The 25,775-nt window shown below is 45.6% G+C and carries 26 protein-coding genes; 3 read left to right on the top strand and 23 right to left on the bottom strand.

The window, feature by feature from the left end; translation table 11 throughout:
• Positions 1 to 2: 2 nt before the first annotated feature.
• From T525_RS0111910 to T525_RS15145, 16 genes are all read right to left on the bottom strand, one after another.
• A complete protein-coding gene (locus tag T525_RS0111910; protein WP_027397470.1) occupies positions 3 to 767 on the bottom strand; it encodes a type III pantothenate kinase in 765 nt (254 codons plus the stop codon).
• 28 nt (positions 768 to 795) lie between these two features.
• Positions 796 to 1,767, bottom strand: coding sequence for a biotin--[acetyl-CoA-carboxylase] ligase (locus T525_RS0111915; RefSeq protein WP_027407365.1), 972 nt, complete (start codon positions 1,765 to 1,767; stop codon positions 796 to 798).
• Positions 1,768 to 1,861: 94 nt separating this feature from the next.
• Entirely contained in the window at positions 1,862 to 3,859 is a 1,998-nt protein-coding gene (gene ftsH, locus T525_RS0111920; protein WP_027407366.1) for an ATP-dependent zinc metalloprotease FtsH, read from the bottom strand.
• Between the two features lie 87 nt (positions 3,860 to 3,946).
• A complete protein-coding gene (gene hpt / locus T525_RS0111925; RefSeq protein ID WP_027407367.1) occupies positions 3,947 to 4,483 on the bottom strand; it encodes a hypoxanthine phosphoribosyltransferase in 537 nt (178 codons plus the stop codon).
• A 1-nt stretch (position 4,484) separates the two neighbouring features.
• A complete protein-coding gene (gene tilS, locus T525_RS0111930; protein ID WP_027407368.1) occupies positions 4,485 to 5,903 on the bottom strand; it encodes a tRNA lysidine(34) synthetase TilS in 1,419 nt (472 codons plus the stop codon).
• A gap of 64 nt (positions 5,904 to 5,967) precedes the next feature.
• Positions 5,968 to 6,450: a S1 domain-containing RNA-binding protein gene (locus tag T525_RS0111935; protein WP_027407369.1), complete on the bottom strand. Its 483-nt coding sequence runs from the start codon at positions 6,448 to 6,450 to the stop codon at positions 5,968 to 5,970.
• 90 nt (positions 6,451 to 6,540) lie between these two features.
• Complete coding sequence (locus tag T525_RS0111940; protein WP_037325646.1) at positions 6,541 to 6,846, bottom strand: septum formation initiator family protein; 306 nt, start codon at positions 6,844 to 6,846, stop codon at positions 6,541 to 6,543.
• Between the two features lie 32 nt (positions 6,847 to 6,878).
• The gene (locus tag T525_RS15730) at positions 6,879 to 7,913 is read right to left on the bottom strand and encodes a hypothetical protein (protein WP_051533575.1); all 1,035 of its coding nucleotides are present in this window, start codon (positions 7,911 to 7,913) and stop codon (positions 6,879 to 6,881) included.
• A gap of 164 nt (positions 7,914 to 8,077) precedes the next feature.
• Positions 8,078 to 9,193: a glycosyltransferase gene (locus tag T525_RS15130; protein WP_037325647.1), complete on the bottom strand. Its 1,116-nt coding sequence runs from the start codon at positions 9,191 to 9,193 to the stop codon at positions 8,078 to 8,080.
• Positions 9,194 to 9,283: 90 nt separating this feature from the next.
• Positions 9,284 to 10,042 (bottom strand): SDR family NAD(P)-dependent oxidoreductase, encoded by a 759-nt coding sequence (locus T525_RS0111955; RefSeq protein ID WP_027407371.1) that lies wholly within the window; start codon positions 10,040 to 10,042, stop codon positions 9,284 to 9,286.
• Between the two features lie 102 nt (positions 10,043 to 10,144).
• Positions 10,145 to 10,477 (bottom strand): HU family DNA-binding protein, encoded by a 333-nt coding sequence (locus T525_RS15135; RefSeq protein WP_051533576.1) that lies wholly within the window; start codon positions 10,475 to 10,477, stop codon positions 10,145 to 10,147.
• 143 nt (positions 10,478 to 10,620) lie between these two features.
• Positions 10,621 to 12,057, bottom strand: a complete 1,437-nt coding sequence (gene mazG / locus T525_RS0111965) for a nucleoside triphosphate pyrophosphohydrolase (protein WP_027407372.1) — start codon at positions 12,055 to 12,057, stop codon at positions 10,621 to 10,623.
• Between the two features lie 78 nt (positions 12,058 to 12,135).
• Entirely contained in the window at positions 12,136 to 15,438 is a 3,303-nt protein-coding gene (mfd, locus tag T525_RS0111970) for a transcription-repair coupling factor (protein ID WP_027407373.1), read from the bottom strand.
• Positions 15,439 to 15,551: 113 nt separating this feature from the next.
• Positions 15,552 to 16,451, bottom strand: a complete 900-nt coding sequence (locus T525_RS15140) for an ATP-binding protein (protein ID WP_051533577.1) — start codon at positions 16,449 to 16,451, stop codon at positions 15,552 to 15,554.
• Positions 16,452 to 16,568: 117 nt separating this feature from the next.
• Positions 16,569 to 16,808, bottom strand: a complete 240-nt coding sequence (locus T525_RS0111980) for a hypothetical protein (protein WP_027407374.1) — start codon at positions 16,806 to 16,808, stop codon at positions 16,569 to 16,571.
• A gap of 20 nt (positions 16,809 to 16,828) precedes the next feature.
• Positions 16,829 to 17,275 carry a GNAT family N-acetyltransferase gene (locus tag T525_RS15145; protein WP_051533578.1) on the bottom strand — a complete coding sequence of 149 codons (447 nt, stop codon included), beginning with the start codon at positions 17,273 to 17,275 and terminating at the stop codon, positions 16,829 to 16,831.
• Between the two features lie 330 nt (positions 17,276 to 17,605).
• Here T525_RS15145 and relB point away from each other — a divergent pair, with 330 nt between their 5' ends.
• Complete coding sequence (relB, locus tag T525_RS0111990) at positions 17,606 to 17,830, top strand: type II toxin-antitoxin system RelB family antitoxin (protein WP_027407375.1); 225 nt, start codon at positions 17,606 to 17,608, stop codon at positions 17,828 to 17,830.
• Positions 17,827 to 18,093 carry a type II toxin-antitoxin system RelE/ParE family toxin gene (locus tag T525_RS0111995; protein WP_027407376.1) on the top strand — a complete coding sequence of 89 codons (267 nt, stop codon included), beginning with the start codon at positions 17,827 to 17,829 and terminating at the stop codon, positions 18,091 to 18,093. Before relB ends, T525_RS0111995 begins: the two co-directional genes overlap by 4 nt.
• 102 nt (positions 18,094 to 18,195) lie before the next feature.
• On the opposite strand, the gene T525_RS0112000 is transcribed toward T525_RS0111995, so the two are convergent.
• Positions 18,196 to 18,858, bottom strand: a complete 663-nt coding sequence (locus T525_RS0112000; RefSeq protein ID WP_027407377.1) for a hypothetical protein — start codon at positions 18,856 to 18,858, stop codon at positions 18,196 to 18,198.
• Between the two features lie 207 nt (positions 18,859 to 19,065).
• Here T525_RS0112000 and T525_RS15150 point away from each other — a divergent pair, with 207 nt between their 5' ends.
• Positions 19,066 to 19,716, top strand: a complete 651-nt coding sequence (locus T525_RS15150; RefSeq protein ID WP_051533579.1) for a hypothetical protein — start codon at positions 19,066 to 19,068, stop codon at positions 19,714 to 19,716.
• Between the two features lie 96 nt (positions 19,717 to 19,812).
• On the opposite strand, the gene T525_RS0112010 is transcribed toward T525_RS15150, so the two are convergent.
• The 6 genes from T525_RS0112010 to T525_RS0112035 all read right to left on the bottom strand — a co-directional run bounded on the left by T525_RS0112010 (position 19,813) and on the right by T525_RS0112035 (position 25,574).
• Positions 19,813 to 21,420, bottom strand: a complete 1,608-nt coding sequence (locus tag T525_RS0112010) for a CTP synthase (protein WP_027407378.1) — start codon at positions 21,418 to 21,420, stop codon at positions 19,813 to 19,815.
• 25 nt (positions 21,421 to 21,445) lie between these two features.
• Positions 21,446 to 21,823: a DNA-directed RNA polymerase subunit delta gene (rpoE, locus tag T525_RS0112015; RefSeq protein WP_027407379.1), complete on the bottom strand. Its 378-nt coding sequence runs from the start codon at positions 21,821 to 21,823 to the stop codon at positions 21,446 to 21,448.
• Positions 21,824 to 21,864: 41 nt separating this feature from the next.
• A complete protein-coding gene (argS, locus tag T525_RS0112020; RefSeq protein WP_027407380.1) occupies positions 21,865 to 23,526 on the bottom strand; it encodes an arginine--tRNA ligase in 1,662 nt (553 codons plus the stop codon).
• Between the two features lie 68 nt (positions 23,527 to 23,594).
• On the bottom strand, positions 23,595 to 24,026 hold the full coding sequence (locus T525_RS0112025) for a DUF1934 domain-containing protein (protein ID WP_027407381.1): 432 nt from the start codon (positions 24,024 to 24,026) through the stop codon (positions 23,595 to 23,597).
• Positions 24,027 to 24,245: 219 nt separating this feature from the next.
• Positions 24,246 to 24,707 (bottom strand): chemotaxis protein CheX, encoded by a 462-nt coding sequence (locus T525_RS0112030; RefSeq protein ID WP_027407382.1) that lies wholly within the window; start codon positions 24,705 to 24,707, stop codon positions 24,246 to 24,248.
• Positions 24,708 to 24,710: 3 nt separating this feature from the next.
• Entirely contained in the window at positions 24,711 to 25,574 is an 864-nt protein-coding gene (locus T525_RS0112035) for a response regulator (RefSeq protein ID WP_027407383.1), read from the bottom strand.
• Between the last annotated feature and the right edge of the window lie 201 nt (positions 25,575 to 25,775).

A 25,775-nucleotide genomic window follows, 5' to 3' on the forward strand; every position in this document is an offset into this window, starting at 1 on the left:
AATTACTGATTCCTTTCATATAGAACCCGCAGACCTGTAAGTGTGAGGAAATGGTCGATTTCGTCAATAGTCTGGGACTCCTTGGCAATCATTTTGGCATAACCGCCGGTGGCAATAACCTTCATTGGCTTGCCGTACTCCTGCTTAATGCGGCGGACAATTTCATCTATCTGCCCCACAAAGCCGAAAATAATGCCCGCCTGCATGCCAGTAATGGTATTACGGCAAATTACATTTTTCGGGGTAACCAGCTCGATTCTTGGGAGCTTGGCCGCCTTTTGAAACAGGCCCTCAGCTGAGGTACCAAGCCCGGTGGAAATGACGCCCCCCAAAAAATCGCCGTTTTCATCCACCACGTCAAAGGTGGTGGCAGTACCAATATCAATTACTATAAGCGGACCGCCATACTGCTCATAGGCCCCCACCACATTTACAATACGGTCAGCACCAATATCACGTGGGTTCTCATATTTCAGGCGAATACCGGTTTTTATACCAGGACCTACGATAAGAGGCTTTAAATGAAAATAGCGTTCGCACATTTTCTCCATAGGCACTACCAATGGCGGCACTACAGAGGATATGATTACAGCGGTAATGTCCTCCATCTTGATGCCGTGATACAAAAAGAGATTGTTTATCTCCATACCATATTCATCACTGGTTTTCTGGCGTTCGGTAGATACGCGCCAATGGCGGTACAGCTTCTTGCCATCATAAGTTCCCAACACCACGTTACTGTTGCCAATATCTATTACTAAAAGCATACTTGCCTCCAAACTTTCGGACATTTATTTACTTTCTCGGGCGAATTGATACATCACCGGCATACACCTTGCGGATTTCATCGCTGCCCTCCGGCAGCACCAGCAGTGCACCATCCTCGGCAATATCCACTGCTTCTCCGGCAAAGGTTTCATTAATACCCAAAACATTTATATTTTCACCCAGGGTTACGGAGAGACTGCGCCATCTGTCCAGCACAGCGCCAAAACCATTTTTTCTTACCTCAAGATAATGTGCCTCCAAACGGCGAAGCACCTCCTGAAAAAAGGCTACCCTGTCAAACTCTCCCAAAAACATGGACATGGATCCTGCCTTGTCCTTAATATCCTTCGGGAAGGTTTCGGCAGCAATAATGGCATTGATGCCCATGCCGATAACCACATAATTTATGCGGTCAATTTCAGCGCTCATCTCCGTGAGAATCCCCACCAGCTTCCGACCTTGATATAATATATCATTTGGCCATTTTATTCCAGCCTTCAGCCCCACATTTTGCATTGCCTCGGCAATGGCCACGGCCGCCATCAAGGTGCATTTTGGTGCCTCCTGGGGCAGAAAATCCGGCTTTAATATGACTGAAAACCAAATCCCCCCCTTGGGACAGAAAAAACTACGGTCCAGCCGCCCCTTTCCGGTATTTTGGCTTTCCGCCACCACTATGGTGCCATCAGGAGAACCTTGGGCCGCCAGGCGTTTGGCCTCTGTATTGGTGGAGGAAATTTCCTCAAAGGCCACAATATTTGTGGCAATAATTTTGTTCCCCAGACCATGGCTGATAACCTCAGGCAACAGCCTGTCAGGGGCCCCCACCAGTCTGTAGCCGTTTCTGGCCTGACTTTCAATATTGTAACCCGCCGACTTCAGCTCATTTATATGCTTCCATACGGCTGTGCGGGATACACCCAGCTTCTCGGCAATATCCTCACCGGAGAGATAACGGTCACCTGCTCCCCTGAGCAGCTCCAAAATCCCCTGTCGCATAAAACTAAACCTCGCTTATTTCCATAAAACCATCAAAAGGGGCTGCTGCATTAATTATTTCATGCTTCAGCCCCTATGAATACTTATCGGATACTTATTTCTCAGTAGTGCTATTCAGTTTTGGTTCCGGTTCAGTATAAGGAACCTCCACCTCGTCCTCATCCTTGTCAGCCGTTTCATCACCCTCAACAGGGGTCTGATCTGCTGGCTCCAAAGGAATCAGCTTTGGCTCATCATCGTCATCCTTAGGTTCTTCCGGCTTCTTTTCAGCCTCTTCCTTTTCGGTAACGTTACCAAAGCCAACCAGCTCCTTCAGTTCGGAGGCCTCCAAAGTTTCCTTCTCAATGAGTGCCTCAGCAATAACATGAAGCTTATCGATATTTTCTGTAAGGATTACACGACAGGCTTCGTAAGCCTCCTCGATGTACTTGCGGACTTCCTTGTCAATATCGCTGGCCACGTCCTCAGAATAATTTCTCTGATTATTGATATCACGGCCAAGGAATACCTGATGGTCACGGCTTTCACCATAGGCCACAGGACCAAGGGTAGGACTCATACCATACTGGGTAATCATGCTTCTTACCAGCTGTGATGCTCTCTGAATATCATTCTGGGCACCAGTGCTGATTTCCTTAAGCACCACTTCCTCAGCCACACGGCCTGCCAGCAGGGTTTTCAACTGATCAAGCAGCTCGCTTCTGGTAGCATAGGAACGGTCTTCCTTAGGAAGCATGAGGGTATAACCGCCAGCCCTGCCTCTAGGAATAATGGTAACCTTATGGACAGGATCAGCATTTGGCAGCAGCATCCCCACCAAAGTATGGCCACCTTCATGATAAGCTGTAAGCTTCTTTTCCTTGTCGCTCATCACCTTGGATTTACGTTCAGGACCTGCCATTACCCGCTCAATGGACTCCTCCATCTCCTGCATGGCTATGGTCTTCTTGTCACGACGGGCAGACAGCAGCGCCGCCTCATTAACAAGATTGGAAAGATCCGCACCAGTAAATCCAGGAGTACGTCTTGCCAGCACGTTAAGATCAACATCCTTGTCCACTGGCTTATCCTTGGTATGAACCTTAAGAATCGCCTCACGGCCCTTAACATCCGGCTTGTCCACCACAATCTGGCGGTCGAAACGGCCTGGACGCAAAAGGGCAGGATCAAGAATATCAGGACGGTTGGTGGCCGCAATTATAATAATGCCCTCGTTGGCGGCAAAGCCATCCATCTCAACCAGCATCTGGTTAAGAGTCTGCTCACGCTCATCGTGACCGCCACCCAGACCCGCACCACGCTGACGGCCTACGGCATCAATTTCATCAATAAATACAATACAAGGGGAGTTCTTCTTGGCCTGATCAAAGAGATCACGGACACGGGAAGCACCAACACCCACAAACATCTCCACAAAGTCAGAACCGCTGATGGAGAAGAAAGGAACCCCTGCCTCGCCAGCAACAGCCTTGGCCAGAAGGGTTTTACCAGTACCCGGAGGCCCAAAGAGAAGAACGCCCTTTGGAATCTTGGCACCCAACTGATTAAACTTGCCCGGATGCTTCAGAAATTCTACAACTTCCTCCAGCTCCTGCTTTGCCTCATCAGCACCGGCCACATCCTCAAAACGGACCTTAACCTTGTCCCCGCCACTCATTTTGGCGCGGCTCTTGCCGAAGGACATAACCTTGCTGCCGCCCCCCTGGCTCTGCTGCATGATAAAGAACCACACACCCACCAACAACAGGATAGGCAGTACAGATGATAACAGGGTGGACCACCATGGTGGCTCCGGCGGATTTTCTGCCTTAATATCCACATTTTTATCGGAAAGCAGCTTGATAACATCGCTGTTCTCACTAGGGTAAGTAGGCAGAACCGTAGTAAATTCGGTACCATCACTTAGGGTACCCTTAATTATGTTTTCTACAATTATAACTTTGGCTACCTTGCCATCATTGATTTCCTGCACAAAAGATGAATAATTCATCTCCATCTTGGAAGGACCCTTGGCAGAAAAATAATCAATTAATGATATGGCAACCAGAATGATTAGCAGGTAAAAACCCACATTACGGATAAACTTATTCAAACCTCAACCCCCTAAAAAAGGCATTATAATCTTCACAACTAAGTATTATACCACATTGAAAGATTATCTTACAGTATCATGAAAATATCATGAATAAATTTCTCTCTTAAGAACACCAATTACAGGAAGGTTTCTGTATTTTTCAGCATAATCAAGTCCATAGCCCACCAGGAACTCATCAGGAACCTCAAAGCCGCAATAGTCGATTTTAACATCCACCTGACGGCGGGATGGCTTGGAAAGAAGGGCGCAGAGCTTCACGCTGGCCGGCTTGCGCTCATTAAGGATAGCCATCAGATTGCTCATAGTAATGCCGGAATCAATAATATCCTCCACCAGGAGTACATGACGGCCGGCAATATCCTTGTTAAGATCCTTCTTAATATTTACCTTGCCGCTGGAAACTGCAGCATCGCCATAGCTGGAGGCCGCAATAAAATCAATGTTGATTGGCAGCTTAATCTGTCTGATAAGATCGGTGAAGAATACAGCTGCACCATTCAGGATACCTACTACAACCACATCCTTGCCCTCATAATCCCTGGCAATCTGCTGACCAAGCTCAGCAACCTTTGCTGCAATAGCCTTCTCATCAAACATTACACTTTCCAAATCTTTTTTCATTTTATTTTTCTCCTTTTACATAAGAAAGTATTACATACTGCTTTGTATTCCCGTCAGCCAGTGCCGTTGCCGTCTGTCTCAGGCCTGCCACCCAGATTATTTCACCCGTAACGGGGCTCACAACCAGAGGCATACGGTCCCGGCTGCTTCGTTCCACCTTGGCATCTACGAAGAAATCCTTAAGCTTTTTGCTGCCTGCCTTAAGTCTGATTCTGTCACCCTCCCGGCGATAACGCACTATAAGCTCTATACCGCACTTGTCAGCATCACAATATATTTTATCCTTGGAGAAAGGACCTTCCCCCTCCAATGAATCAGTCACATAGGCAGATATAGCACCGCCTCCGGGCAATGCTACAGTACTTCCCAAACTAAGAATTATTTTATATGGTGTATCTTCTATTGTACCATGACTTGGCAAAATATTTTCAGTTTTTTTTAATAAATTAAAAATACCATAACTGATTTTGGCAACGCACCCATTGGGAAGATCAAGAGAGCTGCCGGTGACATTTTTTTCTATAAGCTCCAATATGGCCTCCACCTGCCTAAAAGTGAGGGTTGTCCCATGACTTATTTTCTGAACCAAATACTGAATGAGCCGCCGTCTGATGGCCAATGGCTCCTTTAAAAATTCAGAAGCTGAAAATTTATAACAGCCCTTTTCCTGTCCCTCCTGGGAACATAGCCTAGCCGCTGTCTGACAGGTAAGATCATGAAGCAGTTTCTCCTCGGCTGAGGCAGTTGCCGCCAGATTACACATTCCCTGAGTAATATTGCTGTTGTACTCAGACTTCAAAAGTGGCAGCAGATGAAGCCTGATTTTATTGCGGGTGCAGTCGGTCTCATCATTGGTGGCATCCTGTCTTGGTTCCAGCCCCTGCTTATGGCAGTATTCCACCAGTTCCGCCTTGACAAAGGGCAGAAGTGGGCGAATGATGTTGTCACGCTTTGGCAAAATTCCCGTCAGCCCTTTAAGCCCCGTACCACGCAAAAAATGCATCATCACTGTTTCAGCCTGATCATCGGCGTGATGGGCAGTAGCAATTATGCCGTTATCAAACCTTTGGGAAAGTTTATGTAAAAATCCGTAGCGCATTCTTCTGGCACAGGTTTCAAGAGATTCCCCACTTTCCCTGCTTAGCTGGGGGATATTGCCAGACTCCGAATAGAAGGGAATGTCCCTTTCATGGCAAAATCTCTTTACAAAGGCTTCATCCTCCCTGGACGCCTGTCCCCGTATACCATGCTCATAATGGGCGGCAACCACCCTTATTTCCAGCCCTTCCTTCAGCTTCCATAATAGATCCAACAGTGCCAATGAATCTGGGCCGCCGGAGCAGGCCACTATTACAGTGTCCCCCCCATTTGTCAGGGAATTACGTTGCCAGTATTCAATTAGGCGTTTTTCCAGACTCATAATTCCCTCCAAAATATAAAATAAACTGGACTGATAAACAGTCCAGTTTTAAATTCGCAAAAAATTATCTTCTGCGGCCACCGCCACGGCCACCGCGTTTTGAATCGGTCTTGCGGCTAAGATCTGTAAGCCGTTCGTCACTGTCCTTCAGAAATCTGGAAAGCTTATCCTCAAAGGATGCAGTGGCATTGTTGAAACGAGGCCCGGCAGCACTGCGGCTAAAACCACCAGCTGGCTTGCTGGCTGCAGGACGTGGTTCAAAATTCTTCTTTTCGAAAGGCTTCTTCTCGAAGCTCTGCTCCTCCTGCTTCTTCTCCTGAGCACGCTTTATGGAAAGTGCAATCTTTCCCTTTTCATCAACGGAAAGTACTTTGACCTTTACGTTATCCTGCTCCTTCAGGAATTCACTAACATTATTGACATAAACATCTGCAACCTCGGAAATATGCACGAGGCCAACCTTACCCTCTGGCAGATTAACAAAAGCACCAAAATTAGTAATGCCGGAGACTACGCCCTCAACAATACTGCCTACTTCAATGGACAAAATACTTCCTCCTTAGATAATACAACACTAATACAAGTATTATACTATCCTGTTTCTTTCAGTGTCAAGAATTTCAAGGCTTTGTGGCACTTACTTTTTTTGATAAATATAAGGGATTTCTCCCTGTTTTGTCATGCCCAGATCCTCTCTGGCCAATTTTTCAACATAGGAAGGATCCACCAGCTGTTCCTTTTCCTCCTGCAGCTGCTCATTTTCCTCCTGGGCCGCCTTAAGTCTGGCCTCGGCCTGGACCTTGTCCTGGCTCAGATCATGGTAGGTAAGGGCCTGTTCCCCCAATTTAAAGGCCGCCAGCAAAAACAACACTGCCATTATAATAACGAACCAGTTAATCTGACGCCTCTGAGGCCTTACACTATGTAATTTTGTCCTGCTCACAAACGTCCTCCTTTCTGGTTCTTAACAAGCAATTAATTTTCACTCCACTGATAATAATCTGTTGTGGCAATACGCCTGTAGATAGAATTGCAGTCATCACAGGCAAAACGTGCCACAGTATCTCTCATATCGGCACGACCGTTAATAATCTTAACTGCCTCCGGCTCCAGATACTTCATATTGGCGCCACAGCGGGGACATGAACAATTTCCATTTGCATCCCGTTTAAGCTGCATAGGCTCCAAATCCCCTGTACCAATAATACGTTTCCGTTCCGGCGGAAGGGTCAGCTCATCAAGATCAAATCTTTCATAAAGGCCGGAATTTAAAAGCTCACGATAGAAGGTTTCACAACGCCTGCATATATAGCGCGGTTTAACATTTTCATAGTCCACCTTGCCATTAACGACCCGCACCTGTCCTCCGTCAGAGAACTCCAGCTCCTGATTGCAGGCAGGGCAAAGATAATGACCGGAGCCATTCTTGGCCAGGGCCACCACCGGGTTAATATCCGTTACCGTATGCTCCTCTGACTGTTTTTTTTCATCCCCCTCCTCCAAAGGAAAGGTATCATACATACCAGAGGTCAGAAGTTCACGATAGAATACCTTGCAACTGTCACAGATAAATTTTGGCTTAATACTTTCGTAATCCACCTTGTCGCCCACTACTTTTATGGCACTGCCTTCGGTACACCGAAGAGTCTTGTTGCAGCGGGGACATTTAAAGCTGCCTCCCTGTCCCTTAATAAGGTGAACAACATTATCAACTTCTTTTGTTTTTTCTTCCCCTGGCCCTTCCTCGGCCATGGGAATATCCAAGTGAAGGCTTTTGGCTTCCTCCTTCAGCTCCTCATCCAAATCAAAGACATCATAGAAGCCGGAATGAAGCATTTCTCTGTAGAACTTCTGACAGTAAAAGCACACATGGCGCGGCTTAATATTTTCATAGTCAACCTTGCCATCAACAACCCTGACCTGGCCACCATCTTTATAAACTAAGGGCCTTTTGCACTCCGGGCACAAAAGAGCCCCATCTTTTCCACTCTCCAATGCGGTAACTGACACCTTAACCACCACACGCTTTCTATAGCATTAATAATATTAATTGCAAAAATAGAAAAATAGAAACTCCCCAGAAATTTCCAGACAGTTTTACATGTTTATTATAGCATGAAATTTAAAACTACAATACTAAAAAAAATTACCATTATAAGTTAATTTTTTATCACTTAACTCATACACCTGGCAATGTGGTTGGCGGCGTCAGTACGCCTGTATTTTAGGGAATTCTGGCACATCCGGGCCAGTTTTTCAGGATGGGCCAGCAGATCGCCAATAATCTTTGAAAGACTGTCCCCGGAATGAAGCCATATTGCCATGCCCCCCTCGGACATGAAGCGGGCATTATCCGTTTCAGGACCCGGAATAGGCTCATGGAGTACCATAGGCAGTCCCAGGGACATGGCCTCAGTCAGTGTCAGTGCCCCTGGTTTGGTAATAAGAACATCAGAGGCAGCCATCATAACCGGCACCTTGTCCGTATATCCCCATGGAATAACATTATGATGAGATTTAAGGGCGAGGGCTTCCACCTTCTTCTTTAATTCTTCATTGCGGCCGGCAATCACCAGAAGCTGCAGCTTCTCCTTAATCTTCTCCAGCTGGTCCATGGCAGCATCCATACCCCCAAGGCCCAGACCGCCCCCCATCATCATCACCACAGGCATATCCATGGAAAGCCCCAGCTCCCTGCGGCTTTGTGCCTTGTCATAGCTATGGCAGAAGGGCTGTGAAACGGGAATGCCGCTGACGTGGATAATATCCTTGCTAATGCCAAATTCCACCAACTGATCCCTCATGGAATCAATGGCCACAAAATAATGGTTCAGCTTTGGACAGACCCACATCTGATGCACGGAATAATCAGTAATTATGGCGCAGGAATCAAAATCGGCTTTTTTGTGCTCCAGCAAATGTGAAACGGCATCTGCCGGAAAAGGATGAGTGCAGATAATGGTATCCGGCCTGTATTTTTTTATAATGGCCTTCATTGAATACACAATAACAGAGCTCATAGCCCATTTTACAAAGCCGCCCTTCTTTTTGCCGGCGGTGAACTGGTACATAAACTCGTAAAGATTAGGCACAAAGTGCAGCATGTTGAGGTAACAGTTCTTCATAAGGGCATTTATCCAGGAGGTCTTCATGGACATGAAATCAATAATATTTATGACAGCATGGGGATGCTGGCTTTGAATGGCTTCAGCCACAGCAGCTGCTGCCTTTTCGTGTCCGGAGCCCACAGACGCCGTTACGATGAGAAAGGACTTTGCTCCTGAATTCATGCACCAATACCTCCTTAATTTTTTCTAAAAAAATATAGCGGTGTCATTGTATCACACCGCCAAAAAAGTATCAATATATTCCATTTATCACTAGGCAGTAATCCCGCCGTCAACGCTCCAGATGGCACCATTAACAAATGCTGCATCATCAGAACACAGGAATTCAACGACGCCGGCAATTTCCTCAGGTGTGCCTATTTTCCCCAAAGGATATACGGAACTCATTTCATTTAGAGCAGTCTCCCGATCTGGATATTGAGCCAACTGTTTTTCCGTTAGGGGAGTCATCACATCCCCAGGGCATACACTATTGACCCGGATATTCCAAGGTGCCAGCTCCAGGGCCATGGCCTTGGTAAAAAGATTTACTGCCCCCTTGGAGGCACAGTAAGCACTGCACAGCATATTGCCATGGACCCCGGCATCGGAGGATATATTGACAATAACTCCAAAGCCCTGTTTCTTCATTTCTGCTGCCACCTGCTGGGTCATGAAATAGGTGCCCTTGAAGTTTATATCCATAATAAGATAAAAATCTTCCTCAGTCATATCCTCAATGGCCCGTTCAAAATAAATCCCCGCAGAATTTACCAGCGCATCAATATGCCCATATAAATCTGCAACCTTTTGAGCAGCATTTTTACAGTCGTGAATATTTCGTACATCGCAGGGTATATAGGAGCATTTTGCCCCGCTGACCCTTTCCATAACGGTCTTTACGGCACGGAGGCCCCTGTCAGCATCCCGTCCCAGCAAAACCACATTATTTCCTTTTCCTGCAAACCGCATAGCTAAAGCCAAGCCAATGCCCGACGTGCCACCGGTAATAATAACAGTTTTATTTGCCATAATATCAGATTCCTTTAACCATACCTTTCCATTTAGGAAGGCAACAAAAAGGCTGCCCCAGAAAATCGCGGCAGCCAGATTGTATTTCATTTCATAAGAATATTATTTTTTCTTGCCCTTCTTAGCCTTCTTGTCCTTCTTAGGAGCAGCTGCGCCCTTCTTAGGGTTAACAGCGTCCTTCAAAGCCTTACCAGCTTTGAATGCAGGATTCTTAGAAGCTGCAATCTTGATTTCCTCACCAGTCTGAGGGTTACGGCCGGTACGAGCGGCACGAGCTTTAACCTCGAAAGTACCAAAACCAATCATCTGAACCTTGTCGCCAGCTACCAGAGCTTCCTGTACGCTTGCAAACAGGCCATTTACTGCCTTTTCAGCATCCTTCTTGGTAAGGCCAGCCTTTTCTGCAACCTTTGCAACCAACTGAGACTTATTCATATACATCCTCCTCTTTTTTAGGTATAACTGAAAACCCGCATAATTACTAGGTTTTCACCCCTTCACTGTCTCAAATATACCATAAACACTGGGTTTCTGCAAGGAAAGTATTAAAAATTATTGAATTTTTTTGAATTTTAGCACTATTTTGCTGCATTCCACAGCTCATCCAGCTCATTTAAGGTGAAATCTGACCACTTTTTGCCTGATTCTTTTACCTTTTCTTCCACAAAATGGAAGCGGGTTGTAAATTTTCTGTTTGTATTCATAAGGGCCAGCTCCGAATCCACCTTCAGGAAACGGGCCAGATTAACCACTGTAAAAAGCACGTCTCCCAGCTCTTCCTCAATATGCTTGGGATCACCCTCTGCCTGGGCTTCCTTCAGTTCATCCACTTCTTCCTTTATTTTGTCCCATACTGGGCCGATTTCATCCCAGTCAAAGCCCACTTTTGCCGCCTTATGCTGAAGCTTCTGTGCACTCATCAGGGCTGGCAGACCCTTTGGAACACCATCTAATACGGATTCCCTGTCCTTCTTTTCCTTTTTCTTTATGGATTCCCAGGCCAATACAGCCGCCCCGGCATCTGAGGCCTGCACGTCCCCAAATATATGGGGGTGACGGCGAACCAGCTTTTCCGTAGCTTCGTCAATTACCTGTTGCATGGAAAAAGCTCCCGTTTCCTCCGCCATACGGGCATGGAATACCACCTGGAGAAGCAAGTCCCCCAGCTCCTCGCACATAAGATGAGGGTCCTGTAAGTCGATGGCCTCAATAACCTCGTAGGTTTCCTCAATAAGATTGGTGCGAATGCTTTCATGGGTCTGGGCAATATCCCAGGGGCATCCCCCCGGGGAACGGAGAGTATGAACAATATCCTTTAATGGGATAATATCAAATTCTTCCTCATGCTTAAAAGGAGGTATGTAAAGGCTGGTGAGATAATCTATATCCGGCTGGCGGTCCAGCTCAAAAAGCTCTATATTGCGGATACTTTCATCTGGCATTCCCAGCTTGTGAATGTAAGTAATGGGATATTCATCGGGGAATACCTCCATAAGGCTCAGCTTGGTATCAGAGGCAATCTGATGGCTGTAAACCTGGGTAATAACCAGTCCCGTAGGCATATCCACTGGCAGCTGATCAAAATCCTCTGCGTCAATAATGGTCATGCCATCAATAGGGTCAATGCCCAGCTTGCTGTACAGCACCTCCACAAAGCTCATGCCCGGCTGTATATCCAGCTTAATATTCCCCTGCTGACAGTATTCCCGCAAAAGGACCACAGTTTTTTCAGCCACCATGGGACTCCCCGGAACCGCATACACCAAATCCTCTGACCCAGCCTTCTTCACCAAATCCTTTGCGATGGCGTCATAAAGGGCCTCAAAGCTTTCCGCCCCCTCATAAAAGCTGTCATAGGAAGTAAAAGTGATGCCCCGTTCCTTTATCATCGGCACCGTTGGGTGCTTTTCCGTGCGAAAATATAAATGCTGTGCATTTTTCATACGCTCCCAGCTGTCTATGGTTATAAGGCCGAAATCTCCTGGACCAAGGCCGATAACAGTAATACTGCCCATTTATAAAATCCTCCTGTTGAATAAATCCAAATAAACAACTATCAATCTATGCTTGGAAATAATATTACAAAATCATGCTCATTTTGAAGCGGCACCGGCCACAGCCTTGCCATTTAATATTTCCATAATTATCAGCACAAAATCGTGAATGGTAGCCCTTGGCACAATGGCCAAATCTATAAGCATGGCCTTGGCCTGATTATCGAATTTTACGTGATTGCCATACATCCCCGAAACCTCCAGAAGATTTTCCACCGGGCATTTTGGCTCTCCCGCAAAATATATTTCCAGATACTGGCTGCCCTCGGTAATGCGCTGCACTCCTGCCAGACGGGCCTCATTTCTGATACGGGCAACTGTAAAGAGATTCATCACGGACTTAGGCGGGTCACCAAAGCGGTCCACCATCTCATCCATGAGTCTTTCAAGGGCTTCGTTATTTCTAAGAGCTGCCAGCCGCTGATAAATCTCAATCTTGTGCATGGCATCTCCCACGTATTCGTTATCTATATAGGCCTGAACCTTTATCTCCACCAATGGATCTGTCTGACGCTCCACTGGCTTGCCGGTTTTAAGCTCCTGCACTGCGTCATCCAGCATACGGCAATACATTTCAAAGCCCACACTGGCAATGTGGCCGTGCTGCTGGGCACCCAGAAGATTTCCCGCTCCACGGATTTCCAGATCCCGCATGGCAATTTTAAAGCCGGCCCCTAATTCCGCAAATTCCTTAATGGCCTGAAGACGCTTCTCTGCCACCTCGGACAGCACCTTATCCTGCTTATACAGGAGATAGGCGTAGGCAATATTTCTGGAACGGCCCACTCTGCCCCGCATCTGATAGAGCTGGGCCAGACCGAACTTATCCGCATCATATACAATAATGGTATTGGCATTGGACACGTCCAGACCGCTTTCAATAATGGTGGTGGAAAGGAGAATATCAAACTGTCCCTCGTAAAATTCCACCATTACGCGCTCCAGCTGGGCCTCCGGCATCTGACCGTGGCCTACCCGGATATTGGCTTCGGGAACCAGCTTTTCCAGTCTGTCCAGCATGGCATAAATGCTGTCCACCCGATTATAAACGAAATAAATCTGTCCACCACGCTTTAATTCCCTGTTAATGGCATTTCGGATAATATTGTCATTTTCCTCCACCACATAGGTCTGGACCGGGAACCGCTCCAAAGGCGGCGTTTCAATAACACTCATATCCCGTGCCCCCGCCAGGGACATGTGGAGGGTTCTCGGAATAGGGGTGGCACTGAGGGTAAGCACATCGATGCCTATGGCCATCTGTTTTATCTTTTCCTTCTGGGATACGCCGAAGCGCTGCTCCTCGTCCACTATGAGAAGGCCCAGATCATGGAATTTCACCTTCTTGGCATTTAAAATGGCATGGGTACCGATGAGTATATCCACCTGGCCGGCCTCCACCTTTGCCACCACAGCCTTTTGTTCTTTTAGGCTTCTGAAACGGTTAATAACCTCCACTGTGGGACCGAAATTGTGGAATCTTTCCGCAAAGGTCTGGTAGTGCTGCTGAGCCAAAACTGTGGTAGGCACCAGCACTGCCACCTGCTTGCCATCCATAACAGCCTTGAAGGCGGCGCGAATGGCCACCTCAGTTTTGCCAAAGCCCACGTCACCACACAACAAGCGGTCCATAGGCTGCTGACGCTCCATATCCGCCTTGATTTCTGCAATGGCCGTCAGCTGGTCATGGGTTTCCTCATAAGGGAAGGCATCCTCAAACTCCTGCTGCCAAACTGTATCAGGAGAAAAGGCGTAGCCCTCGTCCCGCTTTCTCTTGGCATAGAGGTTGATAAGCTCCTTGGCAATATCCTTGACAGAGGAACGGACCTTGTTCTTGGTCTTGGTCCAGCTGGAGCTGCCAATCTTATGAAGCCGTGGCACCTCCCCCTCCTTGCCGATATATTTCTGCAGCATGCTTACTTGGTCAGTAGGCACGAAAAGACGGTCCTCACCCCCATACTGAATATAAAGGTAATCCCTCTTAATGCCATCGATTTCCTCGGTTTTTACGCCGCAGTATTTACCAATACCATACTGGGAATGAACCACATAATCCCCCACGTTTATTTCACGGAAGTGGTGAATGCGTTCCTCCTTGCTGACACGGGAAAGACGTTTTTTCTGACGGCCGAAAATATCCTTTTCTGTAACAACCACCAATTTGGCCCCCGGCAGCTCAAAGCCATTTAAAAGGCTTGCCTTAACTACCGTTGCCACTCCTGGCCTAAGGGCAGTATCTGCATCCCCCTCCACTGAGGCCAGACGGTTACGGCCCAATATTTCCCGCACAGAGGACACCTTGGCCATATCCCCAAGGGTTACAATGACCTGATTTTTATCTCCCAACCAGCCTTCCATATCATTGGTGAGCATATCAAACTGCCGCTGATAGGAGGCCACACCCTGGACGGAAACGCCAATAAGGTGGTCAAGATTTATACTGTGAAGGCTGTGAAGCATCATGGCCATATATATTACATTATAAGAATTAATCTTTCCCAGAAAATCCTCCCAGGAAAAGAGACGTCCCTTTATATCAGGATTTTCCTTGGCCAGCTTTATAATTTCCTCACGAACCTTAAGGGGATCGTCAACAATAACTGCCGCCTCGGTGGTAATAAATTCAGTAAACATGGCCTTGCGATGCTTGTCGTCAAAAACATCAAAGGGCAGTATTTCCGCCTTGTCTGTCTTGGAAATAGAGGTCTGGTTTTCCACATCAAAAAAGCGTATGGAATCCACCTCATCATCAAAGAATTCCATACGATATGGAGCATGACTATTTACGGGGAATACATCCACAATGCCGCCACGGACACAGAATTCTCCCTGCATATCCACCTGGTCCACCCGTTCGTAGCCCATCTTTACCAACTGATCCAGCAAATCCTCACGCTCTATAACGGTGCCCACCTTCAGCTTAAGACTGAGGGCCTTGAACTGCTTTGGTGAAATACCCTTCTGGGCCGCCGCCTGGGCCGTGGCCAAAATAATTCTGGTATCCCCCTTAAGGAGACTTCCCAATATTTCCATTCGGCGGGAATTTCTGGCAATACCCTTGGCCGCCGCATTAAAGTCCACCATATCCAGAACTGGCAGCTCCACCACCTCAACCTCCGGAAGCAGGGCCATGAGATTTTCCTTCCATGCCCCCAGCTCGTCCTGATCATAGGTGATGATTATACTCGTTCTTGGATTTTCTGCATAACAAGCACAAAAGGAGGCATGCTTTTGGGTACCGGATAAACCGTACACAAAGGCCTGCCCCTTTCCTCTGTTATAGCAGGTGCTCATTTGCTCTATTGAACTGTCCTTTAACATGACAGATAACAAATTCTGCATTACTTCACCTTACACTTTTCTGTTTGTATCTAAATTCTCTATTCTTAAACGCCGCCTATATCATATCACAAAACACCTGGTTAGGGTACTTAATATATACCATGCAACCAAGTTCACTGTATGGAATATGTTGTTCCCCGGCCGTTGCCCCTTCGTTGAATATATCCGCTGGCATGAAGAGTATTCAGTGCCCTAATGGTTTTGGCCTTGCTCCAATCCAGTTTATTGGCGATTTCGCTGCTGGAAAACCTCATGCCCCCCTCCAATGCTTCCATTACTTTTTTATTATCCGTGGTTATCTCGTATGTAGTCGTCAGAGATGGCAGCACCACAAATACTGCATTTTCTGTCACATCAAAGGAAGGCTGCCGGGTTGCACCATTATAAGCCTCTTTTATCCGTTTGATACCAGTTCCAAACATCTCAATGAGACGCAATCTAAAAAAGACATTGGCCACTATCGGATTTCTAAGGTCGGAGATAAAACCATTGATATATTCTTCCTTGGTAAGGCCCTTTGGCAATCCTCCCGTAGAAGCGATTTCTATTCTATCGGAAAACATGGAAATTCTGATATGAGAGTTAATATCCCAGGTCCGATGAACCAAGGCATTGGCCACAGCTTCCCTAAAAGCCTTCTCTGGGATAATCTCAACCTTTCTCCGCTCTATGCCATCAATTTTATCGTATTGATAATACCGCTCATACATGGCCACGGCCATATCATATTGCTTTAATACAGATACCCCCGAATAGGTTTCTCTATCCATTATTTCACTGATACTATTGCCGAATCTGGCCATATCAATACCGCTATATTTATTTTCATCTGCAAATAAAGCCGCCGCAATATTATATCGTTTTTCCTCATTGTAAAAACCAAAGGTCCGTAAAATATCATCTGTGAGCTTGGTTACACCTAATATATCCTTCAGCTTTTTCCCAAAATAGTCAAAGTTAAGCTGCTCATCTTTGCAGGCCAGCTCCTCAAAATGTAGATTTGAACCTTCCAAGTTCCATCCCTCCCTTTTTGTTTCATTTATGTTGCAATTATCATATAATATGCATAACAAAAATGCAACGAAAATCTTTTCGTTGCATTTTTATATCAAGCATTAACCATTTACCAATTAGAATTTACTATTGATTTGATTTGCTACACTTCTGACTAAGGACAAATAATGTTCCACCTCATCTTTTGAGTAGCCTTTAACATTCTTCACTATATACTCCGGCAATATACATTCCATACTGTGAAAACAATCCTGTTCATCAGGAGTTTCAATATAAACTTTAACAGTACCATCATCCCGCATTTCAGTGTGGGTAATAACGGTATCATCTTCCAAAGTCATAACTGGGTAAATCATAATATCCCCCAACTACAAATTTAACTATTTTCCCTTCTTAGTTTGATTTTATCATTTTGGTTTCTTACCTGCAATTGCTTAACCATAGCACGGTCATTTAAAACTTCATATCCAAATTTTTTATACAGGCCCTGTGCGTCCCTTGTAATCAAAACGCCTCTCAACCCTGTATATTCAGTCAAAGCCTCGATATATGATATTAAAGCTGTGCCAATTCCCATGTGCTGATATGCCGTGTCAACAATTACATCACACAAGTAATACGTTGTTGCATAGTCACTGATAACTCTTGCAAAGGCAACCAGCGTTTTCTCTGCATCAATGTATATGCCATAGCACGCCGAATTTTGCATAGATTTTTCAATGGTTTCAATAGGACGCTTATCCGCCCAGTAGGTCATCTTTAAAAGTCTTACAACATCATTAATGTTCAAATTCTCTGCACCATCGATAATTCTGTATTGCATAGTATAACCTCGTTTAATAGCTATTTAATAGGGCTGTATTGTTTGAAAAATTATAGCATGATGTGGCAGTTCTTACCAACGATTTATATTATGGGTGGGGCATATGCCGTGGGGGCGGCTGCGCTTTTTTTAATGGTTGTGTGCAGCTGTGGCCACGGCTGGGGGGCAGGGTCATAAAAAAATGACTCCGTTATGAGTCCTTGATTACCATGCAAATTGTGCAACAACCTCTTGCACAATTACAATATTAATCATTAGCGATATGCCCAATACTCTAATTGACATTTTATTCTCCTTGTAATACATTTGTAATACAAGGAGGCGATTTATATGGCAACCATCAGTTTACGGGTACCTGATCGGGAATTAAGCATCTTCAAAGACTATGCAAAAATCAATAGCAGCAGCTTATCTGAAATTATACGCCGCACAATGATTGAACGAATTGAAGATGAATACGATATGAGTGTTTTTGAGGAATACGAAAACGACAAGGCTGCCGGTACTGTAAAAACCTACTCGCATGAAGACGCCTGGAAAGAGCTTGATTTATGAACTATAGGGTAGAATATACAGAGAAAGCTATAAAATCACTCAAAAAACTGGATAAATCAATTCTAAAAATGATAAAGGCATGGATAGAAAAAAATCTGGTAGGGACCGAAAATCCCCGACAGCACGGCAAAGAACTAATACCCAACAGAAGCGGCCAGTGGCGTTACCGTGTGGGTGATTACAGAATTTTAGCTGAAATACAGGACGAAAAACTTGTTATAATCCTTATTGGCGTTGGCCACAGAAGTCAAATTTATCAATAAAAGAATATGTGCACTGAACACAAAAAACCGTGGACTTTATTGCACTTACCTGCAATAAAATACACGGTTTCCTTATTTTTCAATCAAATACAATTATTCCATTTACTCCATAAACCCAGCCACTTTGCCGTTTTGGAGGTAAATGATGATATTACGGCCTGGGGCGTAATATACAAACTGCTTTGTTTCAGTGTCTCCCACCACTGCGCGGCCTACATGGTCAGGGGTACCGAAAAGCCTACGTACCTTTTCCTCAGAGTCGCCTATATATACATTATTGGCCCGTTCTGCTTCCTCAGCGGCTTTTCTGGCAGCTTGGGCAGCTTCCTCCTGGCGCTTTATTTCAGCCTGGCGGGCCTTCATTTTCTCATAATCATCATTGACTCGTTCACGGTCACGGCGGATATCATCGGCCAACTCACCGGAATAGTCAGTGCTGATCTGTTCAAACCAGTCATGGGCACTTTCAATACCAGCATTATCAGCCTGACCATTTTTGTATTTGATCATAGCATAGGCATATAGCAAAAATGTATCACAATCGACACAACGATCCTCATCCAGGGATTCTAAGGTGTAGCTGGCATAATCCCATTTTCCTGCCTTTATATACTCCACAGCACTGCTGTGACTAGTCTCATGATACTCGGCATGACGCTTTTCTTCCATTTTAGCCTTGTAACCCTGATAGCCGAAAATAGCCACTACTATAGCTACCACCAGCCCTATTGAAATCAGAAATATTTTCTTTCCATTATCCTGCATATCTTCCACTCCTTGCTCAAACTTGCACTTATGCTAGTGTAACATTTGCCAATTTTTTCTGCAACTTTTGTACTAGAAAAAAATACTGTATACATTCTATTATATTTAATTTTCCCGAATTATAATTACGATATAGAGATTAGATAGGATTAGGTGTTCTGTCTTTGTATTTAATTTTTCTTTTAAGGATGAAGGAGGAAGATGAACATGGATGTTAATATGATTTCTTCTTTGTCGCAGCAAACAGCATCGGTGAAGGCCAATATGACAAAAACTACTACCACCAATGAAGCGACAAACGAAACCACCACCACCGAGGCTTTTTCCCTGGATATTTCCACGGAAGTGAAAAAAGCCTCCACTGCACTGGGCAAGCTCACCCCTGAACAGGTTGACGCCTTACAGGAGGGCATTAACAGAAGCTACATGTTAATGATTCAGACCCTGACAGAGCAAAACACCACGTTGCAGGGCTACCTTGACCAGGGTCTTTTCAAATTTGACTTTGACGGTGTAGAAATCGGTCTGGACAAATTTGTACTGCCGGAAGTGGCAACCACCCCTGAGGAAGCAGCCAAGGCTGTTGGCGAGGGTGGCGAGTATTCCGTAGATGCAGTGGCAACCCGTATCATGGATATGGCTACCTCCATTGCAGGGAATGACCCGGAAAAATTAAAGATGATGCAGGAAGCTGTGGAAGAAGGATTCCGCCAGGCTGGAATCACCTGGAAGGAAGCTATCGGACAGGATGATATGCCACAGATTACCCACGATACCCATGATGAGATCACCAAGCGCTTCAATGAGCTCTTTGAGAAAATGGGCATCAATACAAAGCCTGCCAATACAGAGGAGTAACACACCCTAACAAAAAAGGATGCAGTCATAATGGCTGCATCCGATTTTTTTGCATTTATTTTTTGCACTTATTTTTTTGAGATTATTATCTTGGGATTATTTTACATCCAAAGCTGCGGTTACGAAATCACGGAACAATGGATGTGGGTTGTTTGGTCTGGACTTAAGCTCCGGATGGAACTGGGAAGCCACGAACCAAGGATGATCCCTAACCTCAACGATTTCAACAAGGCTGTCATCAGGGAGAGTACCGGCAATAACAAGGCCTGCATCCTTAAGCTCCTGACGATACTTGTTGTTAAACTCATAACGATGACGATGACGCTCGCTGATTTCCAGAGTGCCATAAGCAGCCTCAGTCTTTGTACCAGCCTGGATTTTGCAAGGATATGCACCAAGACGCATGGTGCCGCCCTTATCCTCCACATCCACCTGGGATTCCATAAGATCGATAACAGGGTGGGTGGTTTCCTGGCAGAACTCGGAGCTATGTGCATCGCTCATGCCACATACGTGACGGGCGAACTCGATAACTGCACACTGCATGCCAAGGCACAGGCCAAGGAATGGCAGCTTGTTCTCACGGGCATACTGAATTGCCATAATCTTGCCTTCCACGCCGCGATCGCCGAAGCCGCCTGGTACAAGGATACCCTTGCAGCCTGCAAATACTTCATCAAGATCCGGATTCTTGGTGTTCTCCAGGGTCTCTGCATTTACCCAATGAATCTTAACGTCAGCCTCATTGTAGATGCCTGCATGGTGGAGAGCCTCAGTAACGGAAATATATGCATCCGGAAGCTCAACATACTTACCCACAACAGCAATCTTAACACGCTTTTTAGGGTTGTTGATTCTATGAACCATCTGCTCCCAGCTGTCCATGTTTACAGGAACATAATCCATGTTCAGCTTTTCCATGGCAATGCGGTCAAGACCCTCGGACTGCATCATAAGAGGCACTTCATAAATGGTGGAGGCAGTTCTGTTTTCGATAACAGCTTCCTTGTCCACGTCACAGAACATGGCCAGCTTCGCCTTCATATCATCAGTGAGAGGCTTCTCAGTGCGGCATACCAGAATATCCGGCTGGATACCAATACCCCGGAGCTCCTTAACACTGTGCTGGGTAGGCTTGGTCTTAAGCTCGCCGGCAGCGGAGATATAAGGAACCAAGGTTACGTGGATGTAAAGTACATCGTTCTTGCCTACTTCCTTCTTCACCTGACGGATGGCCTCCATAAATGGAAGGGACTCGATATCGCCCACGGTACCGCCGATTTCGGTGATAACAACATCAGCATTGCTCTCAGCAGCCACATCGTATACGCGCTGCTTAATTTCGTTAGTGATATGAGGAATAACCTGAACGGTCTTGCCAAGGTAGTCGCCACGACGCTCCTTATTGAGAACGTTCCAATACACCTTACCAGCAGTGATGTTGGAACCCTTGGTCAGATTAATATCGATAAAACGCTCATAATGGCCCAGGTCCAAATCAGTCTCAGCACCGTCGTCAGTAACGAAAACCTCACCATGCTGATAAGGGCTCATGGTACCAGGGTCGATGTTAATATATGGATCAAACTTCTGAATGGTAATGTTATAACCGCGGTTCTTCAGCAGACGGCCCAGTGAAGCTGCAGTAATGCCCTTACCAAGAGAAGAAACAACGCCTCCGGTGACAAAAATATACTTTGCCATGTCTTAATCCTCCTATACACAAAAATTACATATTTTCCTGAATGCTCTCGAACTTGTGGGTGTCGTTGGCCTTTTTCTTTTCAGAAGCAGCAGTCTCCTTGGATACAGTGCGGACACTGCGGGCAGTCTTCTTCTTCTCAACAGGGTACCACTCAGTGAGGCCCCACATGCCATCATTTCTATAGGTAAAGCGGCTGTCCATGTTAATCTGGGTGTAAATCTCGGAAATAGCCTCTGGGAGAGACTGAACAGGCTTCTTCTTTCTCTTAATAACCTCAAGAATCAGATCCTTGAAATACATTGGCTCATAAGCGGAGGAATCCACCACATTGCCAAGATCAGCGTTATGCTCTGCCAGAATATAAGCAGCAACTTCTACATCGGTACTCTTTAAATAATCCACTTTAAAAATCTCCTTATATTATATATTAAAATCAAAATTTCTTACATCTTTTCCGGAGCAGAAACTCCCAAAATTCCCAAAGCATGACGAATGGTATGGGCAGTAACAGTTACCAGGGCCAGACGTGCCTCAGCCAGCTTGTCATCAACGCCTAAAATACGGCACTGATTGTAGAAGCTGTGGAACTTGCCTGCCAGCTCATAGGCATAACGGGCAATACGCTGTGGTGCATATTCTGCCGCCGCACGCTCAATTTCTTCCTCATACTCCTGAAGCTTGTTGATAATATCAATCTCAGTCTCATCCTTAAGGAGTGAAAGATCAACCCCATCAGTAACCTTAAGACCAGTTTCCTGGGCCTGACGGAAAATACTGCAAATACGGGCATGGGCATACTGAATATAATAAACAGGATTCTCATTGCTTTTTGACTTGGCCAGATCAAGATCAAAGTCAAGCTGGCTGTCCATGGAACGCATAATGAAGAAATAGCGGGCAGCATCGGTGCCAACCTCTTCAATAAGCTCCGCCAATGTAACTGTCTGACCAGTACGCTTGCTGAGCTTAACCAGCTCGCCGCCTCTCAGAAGGCGAACCATCTGGAGAAGAAGTACATCCAAATCATCAGCATTGAAGCCCAAAGCACTCATGGCTGCCTTTACACGGCAGATATAGCCATGGTGGTCTGCGCCCCAAATGTTAATCAGCTTGCCGAAGCCACGCTCAAACTTATCCTTGTGATAAGCAATATCCGCAGCCAAATATGTAGGAACACCGTTGTCGCGAATTACAACGCGGTCCTTGTCATCACCATAATCCGTAGACTTAAGCCAGAGAGCGCCGCCCTCCTCATAAATCTTGCCATTCTTCTGAAGCACCTCAACGGCAGCCTTCACCTTATCCGGATGGAGAGTACGCTCACTGTACCATACATCAAATTCGCAGTTAAATGCCGCCAGATCTTCCTTCAGGGCTGCCAGCTTTTCCTTTAAGGCCAGCTCCTTGAAGATATCAAGGCGCTCCTCCTCGGACATATTAAGGTACTTGTCCCCGTCCTTTTTGATAATGCGCTGGGCAGTATCAATAATATCTGCACCGTGGTAGCCGTTCTCCGGGAAGGTATCCTCAGTGGCCTTGCCCAGAAGCTCCAAATAACGGTGGTCAACGGAAAGGGCCAGATTATTAATCTGATTTCCCGCGTCATTAATATAATACTCAGAGGTTACAGGGTAGCCTGCAGCTCTCATTACATTAACAAGAGCACTGCCTGCTGCAGCACCGCGGCCATGACCCACGTGGAGAGGACCCGTAGGGTTTGCGCTTACATATTCCACCTGAACCGGCTTCATATCCTTCTTTGGCAGCTGACCAAAGTTCTCACCACGGTCCATAATAGCCTTAAGTCCATCATAAAGAACATTGGCCTTCAGGAAAAAATTAATAAAGCCCGGGCCGGCTATTTCCACACGCTCCAGCCAATCACCCTTGATGCGGCCAGTTACCTCCTCCGCAATCTTTCTTGGATTCATGCGAAAGGCCTTGGCGGACTGCATTGCGAAGTTAGTGGCAAAATCTCCCATTTCCTTCTTTGGCGGAACCTCAAGAATAATATTTGGCAACTCCGCCTCCGGGAAAACACCATCGGCAATAGCAGCCTTGGCAGCCTCCTCAATAGCGGCTAATAAAGTATCCTTAATATCCAAAATTCATAGCCTCCCAAACTTTTTTATTAATCTGTTTATCTATATAATATCTATCTTTTCAGCAGATCTTATTTATCCGATCTGCTGATTTTTATATGAAGCTCGTACTCACCAACAGGTGACCCGTTAACGGTCAAATCGTAAAAGAGGTCAATTTCACCGTTGGCTCCTACTTCGTCCATGTGTATTTCCAGCTGTCTGGTATTTATTTCCAGCTCCATGGGCCCATAAGGGGTATGGTACATGGAACGGGTCATTTCACCATGGGAAAAAGTCATTTCCGTATCCACCGCCCCACGACGGAAGAGGGTGAGCCTGTCACCATCAGTTTTGATGGTGGTGGCAATAACATTCTCCTTGTCCATGGCGCTGTCATCATATTTAATGTAATGCTTTTTATTGCGGAAATAATACTGGCCTTCAGCCAAGTGGGCAACCTTTTCCCTCTGGCCCTTCAGGTCCTTCTGAAAGCCGGAGGTAACCACTTTAACCTTGTTCATAATGGTCCTTTTCGTCCTTACTAATTGCAGAACATATATTCGGTTCTGCGTTTAAACAAAACTATACCTATTATACCCAAAAGACATATTATTGCCAAGAAATTTATTAATATTTTTCAGGATAATATTCACCCGTTTTCAGGATAATATTTCCCCAGCCGGCCAAATTGAAAAGGGACTGCCGAAGCAATCCCTTGAATCTTATTTTTTCTTATGAGCTTACTGCTGAACCGCAATATCAATTTCCACCTGGTGGCCGCTGACATCCATCACAACACACAGATACTGCTCATTGCTGATCTTAATCTGAAAATCAGAACCCACAGTAAGGGACGGGGTGGAAATATCCACCTCCAGGCCCAGGGCCGTCAGATTGGTGGCCGCATTGGCAGTCAGCATATTGGACATCTCGGAAATGGCACTCTGGGCCATTTCATCAAAGTTCTCCACCGGCATCCCCATCATCATGGTGGAAGCTATAAACTTTGCGGTGTCTTCACTCATATTATAAACGACGTTTCCTCTTATTTCCTTGGTAAAACCAACAATTACAGCTACGCCCTGACTTACTGCGTTTTGATTATTTACGGTCATACCTGTACGCTGTGGTGTTGGGAAGCCCATCTGAGGAAGTACAGTCGTAAATGCATCGATAAACGGATTAACCAGTTTTACATCCATAAGTTATACTCCCCTCGCAAAACCAACATTCATATGTACGTCCCCATAAGAGGTCTTAGCTTTTACATTAAACGAAATTAGCTCAGGATTGGACAGAATAATATCCGAACCAATAACTGTCCCCGGCGGCGTAATACGCATTTCCTTGTCCTTAAATACGTCATTTACCCGCGAAACAGCACGGCCTGTAATAATATTACCTGCCTCTTCAATAGCAGCCTCTGCCTCATCAGCAGACAAATCATCCTGTGGATCCATGCCCAACATGGCCTTGCTCAAATTGTACATGGTATCGGAATCCATATAAAGAGCCACCCTGCCCTTAGGCTCACCAACAATACCAATAACAGCTGCCACGCCGTCCACCTTGAGGACAGAATCCTCATTCTGGGCAATCTCAATCTCACTCTGAATACCAAAGAGAGACATAAGGCTCTGCTGGAGCACCTTGGCAAAGGTTGTCACATAGGACTCCCTGTAAACGGCCACTGCACCAACATTCTCATTACACATAATCATCAGCGTATCAATCAGCTCATTTGTGCTGACTGGCTTCTGCAGGAAGGAACCGATACCGGCCATACGGCCCTGCATAATCAGCTTGGCATCCTTCATGGCACTGATCATAACAATCTTTGCCTTTGGATCTATCGCATGAATACGACGGGTGCACTCAATACCATCTGCATCCGGCAAATTCATGTCCATGGTAACAACATCTGGTTTAGTCTTAGCATAAAGAGCTACTGCCTCAGCAGAATTCTCAGCCATTGCGCATACTTCAAAATTAGTCTTGGCCAGCATGGAGCTAACCATCATACGGCTAATCCTTGAATCATCAACTACCATAACCTTGACTTTTTCCACAAACAATCACCTGCGCTTTTCGTGTATTTTACTCTCACTATAAATATTCGCCAAAAAAGTGAAAATCCTTCTAAAACTACGAAAAAACTATATGTGTTTCTTCTAGTATACAAAAATTAGCAGGGCAATTCAAGGAAAAACGTCCCAACCGCCCCACACTTTGAAGGGTTATTAACTATTAAAATTCTTTAAAAAATTAAA

This window comes from Anaerovibrio sp. RM50 (genome assembly GCF_000622005.1).
Taxonomy (GTDB): Bacteria; Bacillota; Negativicutes; order Selenomonadales; family Selenomonadaceae; genus Anaerovibrio.